Origin of the sequence: Affinundibacterium amnicola (assembly GCF_014284275.1) — a bacterium.
In the GTDB taxonomy this organism is placed as follows: domain Bacteria; phylum Pseudomonadota; class Gammaproteobacteria; order Burkholderiales; family Burkholderiaceae_D; genus Undibacterium; species Undibacterium amnicola.
The window spans coordinates 107,062-123,189 of the sequence record NZ_JACOFU010000003.1; the positions used below are offsets into that span (position 1 = coordinate 107,062).

Here is a 16,128-nt window from a genome sequence, read left to right on the forward strand (position 1 = left end):
TATGCAAGAATCTGCACAATTTCATGAAGCCAAATTATTGGCTGATATCGGTGGTACGAATGCCCGTTTTGCACTTGAGTTAGCATCGGGTGCGATCTGTCGTATTCAGACTTTGGCGACGCTTGATTTTCCACGTTTCGAAGATGCGGCAATGCATTACTTGGAACATCATGCCGACTTAACTGTGCGGCATGCGGTGATTGCGATTGCCAATCCGGTAGGACAAGATGCCATTAAGATGACGAATCATCATTGGGCTTTTTCTGTAAGCGCAGCCAAGCAAACTTTAGGATTAACGACTTTGCTCATGGTGAATGATTTTTCTGCTTTGGCAATGGCGGTGCCTAGTTTGAAAGTGAATGAGTTACGCAAGATTGGTGGCGGTTACGCACGCAAGGATAGCGTGATCGGTATCTTGGGTGCAGGGACAGGCTTGGGTGTGGGTGTCTTGGTAGCAGATCAAGGTGCTTGGAAGTCGTTGCAAAGTGAAGGTGGGCATGTGGCATTTTCGCCCAGTGATGAACGTGAGATCGCGGTGTTGCGTTATTGTTGGGAGCAGTATCAACATGTGTCGACTGAGCGGCTTGCTTCAGGGCCCGGCATCACCTTAATCCATGCCGCGTTGGCAGCATCCGCTGGGCGGGTGATAGACCATACTTTAACGACGGAAATGATAGTTGCGCAGGGTTTGCAAGGTGATGCAGTTTGTCTGGAGACGCTCGATTGTTTTTGCGGTATGCTCGGTACCTTCGCAGCGAATCTGGCCGTCACATTATTTACCCAAGGCGGAATTTATATCGGCGGTGGCGTGGTGCCGCGTTTAGGTAGTTTTTTTGCGCGCTCCTCGTTTCGTGAACGTTTCGAAAAGAAAGGACGTTTTTCAGATTTTACGGCGCAGATTCCTACCTATGTCATCACTGCACAGCAACCCGCATTCACGGGGGCTTCTGTGTTGTTGGCACAGCATTTGCAACAAGCCGAAAAAAACGCACAATGGGGTTCGCATCCGAATGAAATAGGCTCCAGAAAAATTCTACGCCAAAACGAAAACTTACAAAATCGGGACAAAGATTATGCTGCAACTTAATACCGCACGATCACCTTTGCTGTGGGTACCCACCGGCTATTTTACGATGGCCTTGGGTTTCATGATGTTGACCAATGTCAGCGCCATTATGTTCAAGAATTTGGGGATGGATAATGGCAGGGCAGCACAGTATTCAAGTATGTTTATTCTGGCCTATACGATTAAGCCTTTATTTGCGCCTTTTGTTGAAATGTATAAGACAAAAAAGTTTTTTGTTTTGTGCGCGCAAGTGTTGATTGGTTTGGGCTTTGCTGGTGTCGCCTTGGCGATGGCTTTGCCAGATTATATGGTGATACTAATCCCTCTTTTTTGGATACTGTCATTCGTTGGTGCCACCCAGGATATTGCATGCGATGGTGTCTACGTCACATCGCTTGATACCCGCAGTCAGTCTTTGTATTGCGGGATTCAAAGCTTGAGTTGGAACATCGGCCCTATCGTTGCCGCGGGTGGATTGGTGTATCTCAGCGGGCGACTACATACCGAAGTTTTTCAGCATAGTAGCACTAGCTTTGGTCCTGAATGGATGGAGTCTTGGCGAGTTATTTTTCTATTAGTAGCCGGCTTAACTTTGTTAATGGCAGTGTGGCATTGGCGTGTTATGCCTGATGGTGAACGGGCGAGCAATACGCCTGATAGTGTCAGCGCGACCGTGGGCATCATTGTGGATTCTTTCCGTAGTTTCTTTGAGAAACGCGATGTCTGGCGCATGATCGCATTTGCGTTTTTATTTCGCTTGAGTATCGGCTTCCTCGAAAAAATCGGCCCCTTTTTCATGGTGGATCCTGCTAGTAAAGGGGGCTTGGGATTGTCGAATGAGCTGCTAGGAATTATCTACGGTACCTATGGCCTCGCCGCAGTCTTGCTTGGGTCACTGTTGGGTGGCTGGTTAGTTGCCCGACGTGGATTGAAGTCCACTTTATTTTGGCTTTGCTGCGCGGTGAATATTCCAAACATCACTTTTCTGATCATGAGTATTTATCTGCCAGAAAATCTCTATTGGATAGGTGCGGGCGTGATCGTTGAGAAATTCTTCTTTGGCTTTGGCTCAGTTGGTTTTATGATTTATCTGATGCAAGAGCTTGCGCCAGGAAAATACACCACCACACATTATGCCTACGGTACTGGTTTGATGGGGCTGTGTGGTTTGTTGACCGGTGTGTTGAGCGGACATCTGCAAGAGTATCTCGGTTATGTCAGTTATTTTGTGTTAGTGATGTTGGCGACGATTCCTTCGTTTATCGCATGTTGGTATGCGCCATTTCACGTATCGGACCAACGTGCTCAGTGATTTGTTTTCGCTTTTATCTGAAAGTCAGCAAAGTCGGCAAATGATGTTGTCGACTTTGCTTGTTGTTTCGTTGTATTCAGTTTGTCCATGTCTGCTTTAGTCGAAGCGCTACTGAATAAGCCAATTTTTGCTCCTACCCAACGACCTTGTACAGCATTAAATTCTGTGCCAAAGGGGATAAATTCCTTCCCTTGCTCGCTATAGTAAAACTGCGCGAGACCGCCTGCTTTCATTTCCATTTTTAGCTGGACTTTGGCATGATTGATGCGCGTGGTTCGCACGACTTCTTCATTACAACGAGTAGTCAAATTGATGCTGCTGCAAGTAACGTACTGAAGTAAGTAATGATCTTGATGTCTTTGTATCCCGATCCAAGCATAATGTAAACCATATAACACCAGTCCAGCACGCTCACCATCATTAGTCGAATTGAATCTCAATTTGACGCTTGCGCTAAATTCAGATGCAGGTAATTTTTGGAGAAGAATTGCTGGGTAATCGATTAAAGATGCAGATTCTGCCAATGCCTGTGGATACAAGCGTAGATGTTTTTTATGTGCCGTGAGTGAATACCAATCGCTTTTCCAGTTGGCATTCCATTGCCATTGAAAACCTAATTTTTGCGCAGAAAAATCATCGGATGTTGGTGGGTTAACTAACTGACTAAATTGCTTGTTGCGGATAGGTTTTTCCCATTCCATGACAGGTTCGCCGATACCCGTTGTTGAGTTCATCTGACCCATTACAGGCCAATCATTTTCCCATCGCATGGGCTGCAAATGCACGATGCGGCCATAGGCACGTTTATCTTGAAAGTGATAAAACCAATCCCGTCCATCTTCTGCGGTGACCCATGCACCTTGATGCGGACCATTGATCTTGCTATCGCCTTGGGCCAAAACGATTTTGTCTTCGTAAGGACCAAGAATATGTTTAGAACGGAATACCGATTGCCAACCAAATTCAACACCACCCGCTGGCGCAAAAATGTAGTACCAGCCCTTGCGTTTATAAAACTTTGGACCTTCTAAGGTTTTATAGCCAGGTAGAAGATTGCCGTCGACAACGAGCGTGCCTTTGTCATCGAGGAGTTTGCTGGCATCCGCTGCCATAGCGCGCAGCGTGAGTTGATTATTAAATCCCGCGCGGCTTTTCGCCCAAGCATGCAATAGCCAAGCTTTGCCATCATCGTCCCAAAGCGGTGTCGGATCGATTAAGCCTTTACCCGCAACGAGTAAATGCGGGGTAGTCCACGGTCCAGCAAAGTTCTTTGCGGTCATGACATAAATGCCGAAGTCAGGATCTGGGTAAAAGATCCAAAATTTGTCATCATGAAAACGTAAGCTCGGCGCCCATACGCCTTTACCATGTTGCGGCGTAGAAAATGTCTCATTGGGTACCAGATTCTGCAAGGCGTGTCCGACCAGATTCCAGTGAATCATATCGCTCGATTGCAACAATGGAAGACCCGGTGCGCTGTTGAAGCTCGAAGCAATCATGTAGTACTGTTTGCCGACGCGAATCACATCGGGATCAGAATAATCTGCATGAATAATCGGATTGCGATAGCGGCCATTGCCGAGATCAGGTTCCCAGACTTGTTTTGTGTCGTGTTGATTTTTATTCTGTGCATGCACTGGCAAAGCAAGTAATAAGATCGACGACGACAAGCAGCAGAGTGCTCTTCCCAAGCAGATCATGGAATTCCTTTGTTAAGGTGTTTTGTGTTGACGAATTTTGTTATGACTGACGGCAGGGTAGGCTTATCCGACGAACGCTGTCTCGGCGTAACCTTGGACACCCGGATTGAGCAGGATAGTCGCACCAGCCCATTCGTCATCCGCCGCTTGGCCTGCTGCGATGGATGCAACCATCAAGGTATCCAGTTTGTCACCACCAAAACAGCACATGGTTGGTTTTTTCATTGGCACCGCGATTTGTCGATCGAGTTTTCCTTCTGGGGTGAAGCGCAAAATCAATCCGGCGTCATTGGCACAAATCCAATAACATCCATCGGTGTCGATGGCAGCACCATCGGGACGACCATCCATCGTTTTCATGTCAACAAAGAGGCGTTGATTGTGGGGCGTGCCGCTATCTGTATCATAATCAAATGCCCAGATCAGTTGGCTATTTGGATGGGAATCAGAAAGGTACATGGTACGACCATCTGGTGACCACGCGAGGCCATTTTGGACAAATAAATTCGAGATGAAGGGTGCTGAGATGCCTTGCTCTCTGGTATAGCGATAGAGATGCCCAGCAGCTCGCGGCACTGACATATCGATCAACATGGTACCGCTCCAGAATCGACCCTGACGATCACAGCGACCATCGTTGAAACGCATTCCCATTTCCGATGTCGCTGGCGCTGCTAGATGTTGTGCTTGGACTTTGCCATCGGTCGCTAGCTTGAGATGAAAGATGCCGCTCTCCATTCCAGCAATAAATCCACCATTGTTTTGAGGTGACAGACAAGCGATCATTTCGGCAGTTTGCCAGCTTGATACCACGCCACTACTCGCATCTAAACGCCAGATCGTCTTTGCCGTGATATCGACCCAATACCAAGCTGCTTCTTTGGCTACCCAGATTGGACTTTCACCGACGCCACAGCGAATGGTCGCATGTGGCGTCGTAACGCGTGTGATTTCAGGAGTCTGCAAGTTCACCATATCAGAGATCACTGATGATTTTGTATTTAGGAACTAAGGTTTTCATGACTGTCCAAGCGACCAGATAAGCAAGCGCGCAGATTGCAAACATAATCGTGTAACCGGTTTGCAATTGACCTTGGCTGCCATAGTAGTCAAACAGCCAGCCACCAAGTTTTGTAATCAACACGCCGCCTAGACCACCCGCCATACCGCCAATTCCAACTACAGAAGCCACTGCTTTTTTCGGGAACATATCAGAGACAGTCGTAAAAATATTCGCTGACCAAGCTTGATGCGCTGAAGCGCCGATACCAATCAAAATCACTGGTACCCAGAAGCTTAAGTAACCAAGCGGTTGTGCCAATAAAACGACCAGAGGCAAAATCGCAATCATTAACATTGCTTTCATACGACCATCATAAGGCGCATCACCGCGATTAATGAAATAAGTTGGCAACCAGCCACCACCGATACTGCCAACCATCGTCATACTATATAAAACCGCCAGTGGTACAACGAACTCAGTGGTTTTCATACCGTATTGTGCAGCTAAATATTTAGGCAACCAAAACAAGAAGAACCACCACACGCCATCCGTCATAAATTTGCCAAAGGCAAAAGCCCAAGTTTGACGATAGGCGAGTAATTGGAACCATGAAAATTTCTTACCATCGTCACTGTTATCGATCACGCCGTCTTTCAATTGATCGTGATTGATGTAAGCGAGCTCTTCAGCCGATAAGCGTTTTTGTTCTTCTGGCTTATCGTAAAATACAATCCAAGCGCCGAGCCAGATGAAGCCTACAGCACCGACGATAATAAAGGTTGCTTGCCAACCCCAAGCCGCAGCGATCAACGGTACGGCGATTGGTGCCAATACCGCGCCAATATTGGCACCAGAGTTAAAAATGCCCGTTGCAAAAGAACGTTCTTTTTTAGGGAAATATTCCGCAGTCGCTTTGATCGCTGCCGGGAAGTTACCTGCTTCACCTAGCGCTAAAACGGCGCGAGAAATCATAAAGCCTGCGATCGAGACGGGAACCGCAGCGAGGCCTAGTCCAGTCGCGATACTGTTAATGGCTTCACCAAAAAAGATCGCATACGCATGCATGATGGCACCGAGCGACCAGACAGTAATTGCAAGGATAAAAGCTTTTTTTGTGCCAATCTTGTCGATGAAGCGACCTGCGAACAACATGGAAATCGCGTATACAAATTGAAACGCAGCGGTGATGTTCGCATAATCGCTATTGGTCCAACCAAACTCTTTGCTCAAGTCAGGTGCGAGTAAGCTCAAGACCTGACGATCTAAATAATTGATGGTCGTCGCAAAGAACAATAGTGCGCAGATGGTCCAACGGTATTTGCCTATGCCTGTGGCATGGACTTGTGCATGTGTTGACATAGGTGTCTCCGGTTTTATTGTTTTTGGCACTGCTGTTAAATTGAATTTCGATTTAGACTTTGATTTGTAGGGCGGGTGCAACCCGCGCCGTTAAAACGTCGTACAGGCGTGACCACTCTACGGGCGGCGCGGGTTGCACCCGCCCTACATTTTTCACCATCCTTCTCTCACAATCGAGAGAAGGAAGATTTACATCAAGCTTTACTTGGCTGGCACAGTCAAATCACCATTGACCACACGTGGAATGCCAAACGGATTTGCATCTTGCAAGCTGGTTGGCAAAAGTTCAGCAGGGAACTCTTGATAACAAACTGGGCGTAAGAAACGATCAATTGCGCTGGCACCCACTGAGGTTGTGCGGCTGTCTGATGTCGATGGGAAAGGGCCGCCATGCACCATCGCATGACAGACTTCAACGCCCGTTGGGAAACCATTGAACAAGATACGACCTGCTTTACGTTCCAAGCTAGGCAACAAGGATTTAGCAATCGCATAATCTGCCGCCGTTGCGTGCACAGTCGCCGTCAATTGACCTTCAATGTGTTCTGCAATTGCTTGCATTTCGGCCAGGTCTTTGCAGCGAATCAAGAGTGAAGATGGGCCAAAAATTTCATCGTGCAGAGCGCGATTGTTCAAGAAATCACTTGCTTGGCAAACCGCCAGATTTGCTTGCGCAGCGCATGGTGCTGTTGCGGCCTGACCTTGTGCTAGAACGTTCACGCCATCGACTTGATTTAGACGCGCTACGCCTGAGCTGTACGCTTGATGTATGCCAGGCGTTAACATGGTCGCAGCTGGTTTTGCTTGTAAGGCCATACTGGCGGTGTCAATAAAGGCTTGTAATTCTGGACTATCGATCGCGATCACCATACCTGGGTTAGTACAGAATTGTCCCGCACCCATCGTCAATGAATCGGCGAAGCCTTGCGCAATGCTCGCGCCCTTGGTTTTTAATGCATCGGGCAGCAAGAAAACAGGGTTGATACTACTCATCTCCGCATATACAGGAATCGGTTCCGCACGTGCAGCAGCAGTACGCACCAGCGCTATACCACCTTGACGAGAACCAGTGAAGCCGACCGCTTTGATAGCAGGGTGGGCGACTAAACTTTGGCCAATTTGACGACCATCACCGATCAACATGGAAAACACGCCTACCAAGCCACAATCATTTGCGGCTTGCTGTATTGCTTTGCCAACTAATTCGGAAGTGCCTAGATGCGCGCTATGCGCTTTGACAACTACCGGGCAACCTGCTGCGAGAGCGGACGCAGTATCACCACCAGCAACCGAGAACGCTAACGGGAAGTTACTTGCGCCAAAGACCGCAACTGGGCCTAAACCAATTTTACGCAAACGTAAATCAGGACGTGGCGGAACGCGTTCTGGCAAGGCAGAATCAAGTGTGGCAGACAGATAGGCACCATCGCGCACAACTTTGGCGAACAATCGCAATTGATTCATCGTGCGACCACGTTCGCCTTCCAAACGCGCTACTGGCAAGCCAGTTTCTTGATGCGCGCGTTCGATCAGCGTGTTACCCAGTGCTAAAATATTTTCAGCAATTTTTTCTAAAAATGTCGCTCGTTGATCCGGGGTGGTTTCACGATAGCTATCGAATGTGGCTGCTGCCAATTGACATGCTTGATCGACATCCTCTTTGGTCGCCAAACCAAATGCGGGTTCGAATTCGCTGTTAGTGGCGGGATTGATCGCTTTGATCGTGCCCGCACTACCGAATAGGGATTCCTGGCCGATGACCATGCTTCCTGTGATTTGCATGCATTACTCCTTGATTCGTAATCTTACGTTGATGAACATTTCATTTTAACTGGGCGATTGCGCCCAGTCTTGATGGAAATCGTCATCATTCGTGCTTATTTTTACGCTGACTTCGACGTTTATTGCGGACCTTGCGCGCGAATTAACTTTAACAGCATTTCATCTTCTTCCGCTGTTAGGTCAGTCAACGGCGCACGCACTGGACCGCCGCTGTGACCAACTAAGCGTGCACCAGCTTTGACGATACTCACTGCATAGCCAGCCTTACGATTACGGATGTCGAGGTATGGGAGGAAGAATTCATCGATTAAACGATTCGTCGTTGCGAAGTCATCGGCTGCCGTTGCATGGTAAAAATCCATTGCCAATTTCGGAACGAAATTGAATACGGCAGAAGAGTAGACAGGTGTACCAATCGCTTTGTAAGCACCAGCGTAAATTTCTGCAGTAGGTAGACCACCGAGATAGCTAAAGCGGTCACCCATGCGACGCCAGATCGACACCATCAATTCGATATCGCCGACACCATCTTTAAAACCAATTAAGTTCGGGCACATTGCGGCTAAACGCTCTAGAGACTCTGGCGTCAATCGGCAGTTAGCGCGGTTATAAACCACCACGCCAATACTCACCGATTTACAGACTTCAGCAACATGCGCGACCAAGCCATCTTGGCTAGCTTCGGTCAGATAATGCGGCAACAATAACAAACCTTGTGCACCCAAACGCTGCGCATCCTGTGCCAAGGCAATCGCAGTGCGAGTAGGGCCACCAACGCCTGCCAAAATTGGCACTTTGCCACGGCAAGTATCCACCGCAGTACGAATCACATCGCTGTATTCACCGGGTGTCAAAGAAAAGAATTCACCTGTACCACCCGCAGCAAACAAAGCACTCGCACCATACGGCGCGAGCCATTCCAGACGCTCAGCATAAGTATCAGCACGGAAGTCACCATTTTCATCGAAGTCGGTGATAGGGAAAGATAAGAGTCCAGACGAGAGGATTTGTTTGAGTTCTTGCGGGTGCATAGTGTCTCCAGTGATAAATGCAGGAAATTGGGTGGAATTGGAAAAAATCATGGGTTTATGTTTAAGTGATACGTCATCGTACAACTTAAAATTGGTTTTTGCAAAGGGTTTTTTTGGATTTTATTGGTACGGAAGGGTTTGTTGTTCTTAATGAAAGGCTTTGGGTGAAGGTATTGGCTAGGGGATATTTTTTCGCTCCTTCCCCTTCAAGGGGAAGGCTGGGATGGGGATGGGTTATTGTCAGGGAGTCGAGCTGATGGCTATTTTTTTGGGGCTGAATTTTCTTGGGTAATGTTTATTTTCGCGAATGGTTTGTGGTCTGTAGGTCGGGTGTGGCCCGACAGCCACTTCCTTTCTTTGCTTCGCCAAAGAAAGGAAGCAAAGAAAGGCGACCACGCTGCCACTGCCCTTCGGGTGCCCAATTGAGCAAGACAAAAATGGGGAGAGTCAGAAACTCGCTACGCTCAAACATCTAACTCTCTTTATCCCATTTCTGTCTCGCACAATTGGCAGTGTCAGAAGTGGATGAACGTCAAAAACAAAGTCAAAAACAACTTCAAAAGCCACACCAAAACAATCAGTACCGACGGCATTAAGTTTTCCAATAGCGGTTGTAGGTCGTTGCTTTTGACGTTGTTTTTGACCTCCCCCCGTTTGAGACGATGTAATTTGTGCGTGGCAGAAAATGGGATCAGGGTTGCGAATGTTTGAGCGTAGCGAGTTTTCGCAACACCCCATTTTTTGACATGCACAAATTATGCTGAAGCGAAGCGTAAGCACCCCGAAGGGGCGAGTCTACGGTCGCCTTTTTTGGATTACCTTTTTTGGCGAAGCAAAAAAGGTAATTGGCTGTCGGGCCACACCCGACCTGTGAACGATGAGAATAGATGAACGCTTAGTGGAAATGCAGTCAGCGTAGAAACCGAATTTAATAACTGGAAAGAGGCAAAGCAACTCAACCACCACCCTCAATCACTTCCTGCGCCAACCGTAATCTCTCCCGACTATTACTCAAATGCGTCCGCATAGCCGCCCGTGCTGCTTCAGGATCTTTACGCAAAATCGCATTGAAAATATCTTCATGCTCATGATGCACGCGCACCAAATAAGCAGATGGATCATCTTGATTGAGTTGCGCCGTATTCAAACGCGCACGCGGAATTAAAGTGTGTCCCAAATGCCCAAGCAATTCAACAAAATAGGGATTGCCAGTAGCCTGCGCAATTAGTAAATGAAAGCGTACATCAGCATCGACAGAGTGCGCGCCTGATTCGACCGTAGTACGCATTAGCTGCAACACCGAACGCATTTCTTCAACCTGAGTATCCGTGCGTCGTGAAGCGGCATGCCAAGCGGCTTCGGTTTCTAAACTGATGCGAATTTCCAATACCGCGAGTACGTCGCGTACCGTGACGATAGAAGAATTTTGCAGGCCTAGATGATGCGAAGGTGCAAGTACGAAGGTGCCAATGCCATGTCGCGTTTCGACTAAGCCCGCAGCTTTTAATTGCGAAATCGCTTCACGCACCACTGTGCGACTAACACCGTAGACTTGCATGATTTCGGATTCAGTTGGTAGTTTTTCACCAACCTTCAAATCGTCGCTCTTGATGCGCGTGGTCAGGTGATCGACTACTGCGCTGGCAAGATTGCGAGGTTTGCTGCGGATGGGGACAGGGTTGGTGTTTGTATTGGTCATAGTCGAATTGATTCTTTGTGTGGCGAGATTAAACCAAATCGGATTGCTATTAGATTGCTGTCAGATACAGGTTTAGTCATTTCTTGTATGATAACCGATAAGTCCTCACTGTTGAAATGGGATTGTTGGTAGTGAAAAAGAGAATGTGTCGATCATTGACTCTTAGTTGTACGATGACGAATACTCCCTCTCCTGCAGGCGGGAGAGGGTTGGGGTGAGGGCGTTTCAGACTAGAGAAATGCTGATTTAGCACAATTTCAGTATTTAAATATCCAAAAGCAGATAAACGCTGTTTTCACTTGCTGGAGCTCCCTCATCCCCGCCCCTTCTCCCGCTTGCGGGAGAAGGGAGTATGTTCTGGCGCGATTCGACTTGTGTCGTTACCACTGCTTTGAAGGCAAGGAACCTAGGAGAGAGAAGTGTTGTTGTCAGTTTCTTCAATGGAATTTTTCAACAAAGCCTGTAAACGCGCAGCCCCAACTGGCTCTTGTTCTTGCAAGACAATCACCGCCCAGCGCTTAGCATGTTGTTCCGACACTGCTTGAATCTGTGCTAATTCATTGTGCGCCCGTTGTTGCAATAAGGCTGATGTGGGATGCGCTAAGGCGAGGCTATTGTTAATAACCCAAGCCCAAGGCTCTATCCCCGCCCGTCGCAAATCATGCTGCAAGCTTGCTGCTTCCAACACCGGCGTCGTTTCTGCAAGCGTGACAATCAGTATCTTGGTTTGTTGCGGATCTTGTAGTTGCATCATCGGTGTATTAAAACGCACCCCAGTGCTTTCCATTTGACGTGCGATTTCGCGGTGATAGGCACCCGTTGCATCCAGCAATAACAAAGTATGCCCGGTTGGCGCAGTATCCATCACGACAAACTTTTTTCCGGCTTCGCGAATCACGCGTGAGAATGCTTGAAACACGGCAATCTCTTCGGTACATGGTGAACGCAAGTCTTCTTCCAATAAGGCGCGACCAGCATCATCGAGATGCTTACCTTTACTTGCCATCACTTGTGCGCGATAAGCTTCCGTCGCGGCTTGTGGATCGATACGGCTGACGCTCATATTTTCGACTTCGCCACCGATTGCCGCCAATACATGTGCTGCCGGATCGGAGGTCGTTAAATGCACGGCGTGACCACGCCGCGCCAACTCAACTGCGAGTGCCGCTGCCACTGTGGTTTTGCCAACACCGCCTTTACCCATGGTCATAATCAAACCATGACCATCGGCTGCTAAGTCATCAATCAAGCTGGATAAATCTGGGCAGCTTGCCGTAGTTGATATTTCGCTCGTCGATATTGCCGCAGAAGATGGGTTCAACAGAGCACGCAGCGCAGGCAAGCCAACTAAGTTGAAGCCTAGCAAAGGAACATGGTCAATCGGTGCATTGACCAACACTGCTGGCATCGCGTTTAGAGTGCTTTGTTCACGTTGTACGATGGCTGCTGCCAACTTGTCATGTGCCGCCTCGGTTTCTGGCATCACGCCATTGATCACTAAGTATTGATGTTGAAATCCAATCGCTGCTAATTCTTCGTGTGTGCGCGCTGCTTCACGTAAAGCCGCTGTTTGCGCACGCGCAACTAAGACCATGCGTGTGCGTTGCGGATCAGCTAAGGCTTGTACCGCAGCATGATATTGCTCGCGTTGTTTTTCTAATCCAGCTAGCGGGCCCAAGCACGATGCATCGCCTTTGCCTTCTTCTAAAAAGTCTGACCATGCACCGGGCAATTGCAACATGCGTATGGTGTGACCGGTCGGTGCCGTATCAAAAATGATGTGATCAAATTGACTGATCAAAGATTGATTGGTGAGTAGGCCTGTGAATTCATCAAAGGCGGCAATCTCGGTGGTACACGCCCCAGACAATTGTTCTTCTATGCTGTTAGCCACGGCATCCGGTAATACGCCGCGTACAGGGCCGACGATCTTGTCGCGATAAATTTGCGCAGCCGCTTGTGGATCAATTTCTAGAGCAGATAAATTCGCAACTGCGCTCATAGGCGTGATGTGATTGCCTATTGTGATACCAAATACTTGTCCGACATTTGACGCAGGGTCGGTGCTGACCAGTAGCACGCGTTTGCCAAGATCCGCCAAATAAATTGCCGTGGCACAGGCGAGCGAGGTTTTTCCCACGCCACCTTTGCCTGTGAAAAACAGAAACGCAGGGGTTTGTTCAAGAAATTTCACAAGCGACTCCCATCGTGAATAAATGCATCAATTCGGTAAAGCGAAAATGGCGACTAACAACTTTGACCTTCACCACAACAAGGCGCAGACGCTGCCGAGTTTGCGCTAGTGTTTGTGTTAGTGCCTGTGCTGCCAATAACAGGCAAGATGCTCAAGCCTAGCCAACGCGCCAACTCGGCACGGCGCGGATAACGATTCGTGAGTGCGATTTCACCATCGAGCAAAATCAAGGGCAAGCCTTCTTGGCCCGAGCGTTCTAAAAAACTTTTTACGACTGCATTCTCAGCAAATGCCATCGGTTGTTGTGCGAGATTAAAGCGTTCTATCTGCGCACCTTGCTTCTTCGCCCAATCGATATCGGCGGCAAAGCTGACTAATTGTTGATCTGCATCGACACCGCAGACACCCGTATTGCAGCACATGGCAGGGTCAAAGATTTGTAGGGTTTTCATATTGCTTTTCCAATTTCAATGTTGACATACCGACTCAATTTACATTACAGCACATAGAGTTCGTAGCACTTTGCGCTAACGCATAGTTGTTGAATTAAGCCAGGATATTGGCGATCTTATCCATCTCTGCCTTTAGAGCAACTTTATCGTGCTGCAAGGTGTCGAGCGGTAAAGCCAAGAAAGCTTCAATCCGTGCGCGCAAAATACGATATGCCTGCATAAAGCTCGCATCGATTTCGTCATCGGTACCGGTCGCATGGGCTGGATCTTCCACGCCCCAATGCGTGCGTAATACAGGTCCCAAATACGCAGGGCAAGTTTCGCCTGCTGCGCTTGCGCAGACTGTGATGACGATGTCGGGTGTCGCGGGTAAGTTGTCCCAAGACTTGCTGAAATAGCCATCGGTATTGATGCCTTCACGGGCCAATAATGCCAGCGAACGAGGATGCACTTGCCCAGTCGGCTTACTACCCGCGCTCATCGCGCGCCAACCCGCTGGTGCTAGATGATTGAATGTCGCTTCACCCAAAATAGAGCGGCAAGAATTACCCGTGCAGAGAAATAAAACGTTCATGACGTGATGATCCTGAATGACAATTATTGAGAGGAGGATTTCGGATACAACCAGTTAAATAAAACTGTCGCACATGCTGCACCGATTAACTGCGCCACAATAAATCCCGGCGCATCAATAGGGCGTATGCCAGCAAAAGTATCGCTCACTGAACGCGCTAAAGTCACAGCGGGATTGGCAAAGGAAGTGGAAGAAGTGAACCAATATGCCGCCGTGATATAGGCCGCTACCGCGAATGGCGTAGTAGTTGGACGAGTACGAGAAGTACTAATGATGACGGCGATTAAACCAAATGTCGCAATGCATTCACTCCACCATTGCGATACACCTGTACGTACGTGCGTTGAGGCAAAAAACACGGGCAAATCAAACATCCCATGCGTTGCTGCGACGCCCGCGAAAGCGCCAAGAATTTGCGCGACGATGTAAGGGAGGATGAACTGTGTAGGTAAGTTCTTTTGCCATGCTTCGGACAAGGTCACCACAGGATTAAAATGTGCGCCGGATAAATTACCAAACATCAGAATTAAAGCAATTAAACCTGCTCCGGTAGCCAGTGCATTCGCTAGTAAAGCGATAGCAGTATTTCCGCTAGAAAGTGTTTGCGCCATGATGCCTGAGCCGACCACAACGGCGAGCAAAAATGCGGTTCCCAGAAATTCAGCGACGAGTTTTTTTAACATGGAATTGCCAGCGGTCATATTTGGGCGTGTTGACATAATATTTGGACATGCGAATGAGTCGAAATGGACACAGGGCTAGGCGTCAAGGCGCGCCGCAGTGCGAGCACTGTAAGCGGCTTGCAACAACGCCATGTGTCCATTTCGGCCATTCCCGAAGGGTTCTTGGCAAAACACACGATGGACAGCGTTGCATCTCTTGCTGGGGCGGCTAGCCGCAGCGGCGAGATGCGCCTTGCCATCCTGCGTTTTGCTAAGAACGCATTGCCCAAATATTATGTCAACACGCCCTAGGGTTTCTCCGATTTTTTTCATCTCGTGGTGAATCGCATTTTTCTCCAACATGGACAAGGGCAAGCTCACAAAAATGCTGATGCGCGCCATGATTTGACGGAAAACTTTGTGAAATAGTGCGCGCTTTTCTTCATCACTACCGTTTAATGCAGCTGGGTCTTCGAAACCCCAGTGCGCAGTCAAAGGATGTCCTGGCCAAATCGGACAGACTTCGCCAGCAGCGTTATCACACACGGTGATAATGAATTCCATTTGAGGCGCATCGGCCGCAGCAAACTCATCCCAACTTTTGCTGCGTAAATTCGTGACGGGATAATTTGTGTGCTCAATTTGCTCAATCGCAAAAGGATTGACCGAGCCATTTGGAAAACTGCCCGCAGAATAGCCTTGAAAGCGTCCATGACCCATGGTCGTAATTAAGGCTTCCGCCATCACGCTGCGGGCTGAGTTACCGGTACACAAAAAGAGCACATTGAAGGTTTTGTCTGTCATGTTGGCCTCGCTGAAAAAAATAGGATGGGATTTGTTTCTTAGTTGGCAGCGCTACATGCCAGCGTTGTTGTGGTTGTACACGGATTACCACCGCAGCAGCTTTCCGTCAGAAATTCTAGTAACCCGTTCATGACGGTAAAGTTAGCCGAGTAAATGATGAACCGCCCATCCTGTCGTGCCATGATCAAGCCAGCATGCGACAACTCTTTTAGATGGAAGGATAAAGAAGAAGACGGTACCTCAAGTTGCTCAGCAATCTTGCTAGCGGCTAAGCCTTCAGGGCCAACGGCGACCAACAAACGAAAAATAGCCAAGCGTGATTCTTGTGCCAGTGCGGCGAGGGCGGTGATGGCGGATTTGGTTTCCATGTATGCCTTTGAGTTTAATTCATAGGGCTTACGCAAAACATATATTAGCGTCGTTACAGTCGCCTCGCCGTACAATTTGTACTGTTTTCGGCAACGCGCCCCCGACTAAGGCATTCGAGGGC

At 48.4% G+C, this 16,128-nt stretch carries 13 protein-coding genes and 1 pseudogene; 2 read left to right on the forward strand and 12 right to left on the reverse strand.

The window, feature by feature from the left end; translation table 11 throughout:
- The first annotated feature begins 1 nt into the window (after position 1).
- Together H8K33_RS08445 and H8K33_RS08450 are read left to right on the forward strand one after the other, a co-directional pair.
- Positions 2-1,087 (forward strand): glucokinase, encoded by a 1,086-nt coding sequence (locus H8K33_RS08445; protein ID WP_186890588.1) that lies wholly within the window; start codon positions 2-4, stop codon positions 1,085-1,087.
- Entirely contained in the window at positions 1,074-2,378 is a 1,305-nt protein-coding gene (locus H8K33_RS08450; protein ID WP_186890589.1) for an MFS transporter, read from the forward strand. Before H8K33_RS08445 ends, H8K33_RS08450 begins: the two co-directional genes overlap by 14 nt.
- Here the strand turns inward: H8K33_RS08450 and H8K33_RS08455 are convergent.
- The 12 genes and pseudogenes from H8K33_RS08455 to H8K33_RS08510 all read right to left on the reverse strand — a co-directional run bounded on the left by H8K33_RS08455 (position 2,372) and on the right by H8K33_RS08510 (position 16,006).
- Positions 2,372-4,078: a glycoside hydrolase family 43 protein gene (locus H8K33_RS08455; protein ID WP_186890590.1), complete on the reverse strand. Its 1,707-nt coding sequence runs from the start codon at positions 4,076-4,078 to the stop codon at positions 2,372-2,374. The two genes, H8K33_RS08450 and H8K33_RS08455, sit on opposite strands and share 7 nt — an antisense overlap.
- 63 nt (positions 4,079-4,141) lie before the next feature.
- Positions 4,142-5,053, reverse strand: a complete 912-nt coding sequence (locus H8K33_RS08460; RefSeq protein ID WP_186890591.1) for an SMP-30/gluconolactonase/LRE family protein — start codon at positions 5,051-5,053, stop codon at positions 4,142-4,144.
- A gap of 1 nt (position 5,054) precedes the next feature.
- Entirely contained in the window at positions 5,055-6,440 is a 1,386-nt protein-coding gene (locus H8K33_RS08465; protein WP_186890592.1) for an MFS transporter, read from the reverse strand.
- A 201-nt stretch (positions 6,441-6,641) separates the two neighbouring features.
- The gene (locus tag H8K33_RS08470) at positions 6,642-8,222 is read right to left on the reverse strand and encodes an aldehyde dehydrogenase (NADP(+)) (protein WP_186890593.1); all 1,581 of its coding nucleotides are present in this window, start codon (positions 8,220-8,222) and stop codon (positions 6,642-6,644) included.
- 119 nt (positions 8,223-8,341) lie between these two features.
- Complete coding sequence (kdgD, locus tag H8K33_RS08475; RefSeq protein ID WP_186890594.1) at positions 8,342-9,253, reverse strand: 5-dehydro-4-deoxyglucarate dehydratase; 912 nt, start codon at positions 9,251-9,253, stop codon at positions 8,342-8,344.
- A 955-nt stretch (positions 9,254-10,208) separates the two neighbouring features.
- Entirely contained in the window at positions 10,209-10,952 is a 744-nt protein-coding gene (locus tag H8K33_RS08480) for a FadR/GntR family transcriptional regulator (protein WP_186890595.1), read from the reverse strand.
- A gap of 406 nt (positions 10,953-11,358) precedes the next feature.
- Positions 11,359-13,146 carry an arsenical pump-driving ATPase gene (arsA, locus tag H8K33_RS08485; RefSeq protein ID WP_186890596.1) on the reverse strand — a complete coding sequence of 596 codons (1,788 nt, stop codon included), beginning with the start codon at positions 13,144-13,146 and terminating at the stop codon, positions 11,359-11,361.
- Positions 13,147-13,199: 53 nt separating this feature from the next.
- A complete protein-coding gene (arsD, locus tag H8K33_RS08490; RefSeq protein WP_186890597.1) occupies positions 13,200-13,598 on the reverse strand; it encodes an arsenite efflux transporter metallochaperone ArsD in 399 nt (132 codons plus the stop codon).
- Between the two features lie 94 nt (positions 13,599-13,692).
- Complete coding sequence (locus H8K33_RS08495) at positions 13,693-14,172, reverse strand: arsenate reductase ArsC (protein ID WP_186890598.1); 480 nt, start codon at positions 14,170-14,172, stop codon at positions 13,693-13,695.
- A 23-nt stretch (positions 14,173-14,195) separates the two neighbouring features.
- Entirely contained in the window at positions 14,196-14,855 is a 660-nt protein-coding gene (locus H8K33_RS08500; RefSeq protein WP_246443448.1) for an aquaporin, read from the reverse strand.
- A 291-nt stretch (positions 14,856-15,146) separates the two neighbouring features.
- Positions 15,147-15,638 (reverse strand): annotated as a pseudogene (locus H8K33_RS08505) (arsenate reductase ArsC); the annotation flags it as partial.
- A 38-nt stretch (positions 15,639-15,676) separates the two neighbouring features.
- A complete protein-coding gene (locus H8K33_RS08510; protein WP_186890600.1) occupies positions 15,677-16,006 on the reverse strand; it encodes an ArsR/SmtB family transcription factor in 330 nt (109 codons plus the stop codon).
- Between the last annotated feature and the right edge of the window lie 122 nt (positions 16,007-16,128).

Coding starts and splice junctions, on each gene's coding strand:
- H8K33_RS08455 (WP_186890590.1), bottom strand. CDS start 4,078: ATGATCTGCTTGGGAAGAGCACTCTGCTGCTTGTCGTCGTCGATCTTA.
- H8K33_RS08480 (WP_186890595.1), bottom strand. CDS start 10,952: ATGACCAATACAAACACCAACCCTGTCCCCATCCGCAGCAAACCTCGC.
- H8K33_RS08510 (WP_186890600.1), bottom strand. CDS start 16,006: ATGGAAACCAAATCCGCCATCACCGCCCTCGCCGCACTGGCACAAGAA.
- H8K33_RS08465 (WP_186890592.1), bottom strand. CDS start 6,440: ATGTCAACACATGCACAAGTCCATGCCACAGGCATAGGCAAATACCGT.
- H8K33_RS08460 (WP_186890591.1), bottom strand. CDS start 5,053: ATGGTGAACTTGCAGACTCCTGAAATCACACGCGTTACGACGCCACAT.
- H8K33_RS08500 (WP_246443448.1), bottom strand. CDS start 14,855: ATGTTAAAAAAACTCGTCGCTGAATTTCTGGGAACCGCATTTTTGCTC.
- arsD (WP_186890597.1), bottom strand. CDS start 13,598: ATGAAAACCCTACAAATCTTTGACCCTGCCATGTGCTGCAATACGGGT.
- H8K33_RS08445 (WP_186890588.1), top strand. CDS start 2: ATGCAAGAATCTGCACAATTTCATGAAGCCAAATTATTGGCTGATATC.
- H8K33_RS08470 (WP_186890593.1), bottom strand. CDS start 8,222: ATGCAAATCACAGGAAGCATGGTCATCGGCCAGGAATCCCTATTCGGT.
- H8K33_RS08450 (WP_186890589.1), top strand. CDS start 1,074: ATGCTGCAACTTAATACCGCACGATCACCTTTGCTGTGGGTACCCACC.
- kdgD (WP_186890594.1), bottom strand. CDS start 9,253: ATGCACCCGCAAGAACTCAAACAAATCCTCTCGTCTGGACTCTTATCT.
- H8K33_RS08495 (WP_186890598.1), bottom strand. CDS start 14,172: ATGAACGTTTTATTTCTCTGCACGGGTAATTCTTGCCGCTCTATTTTG.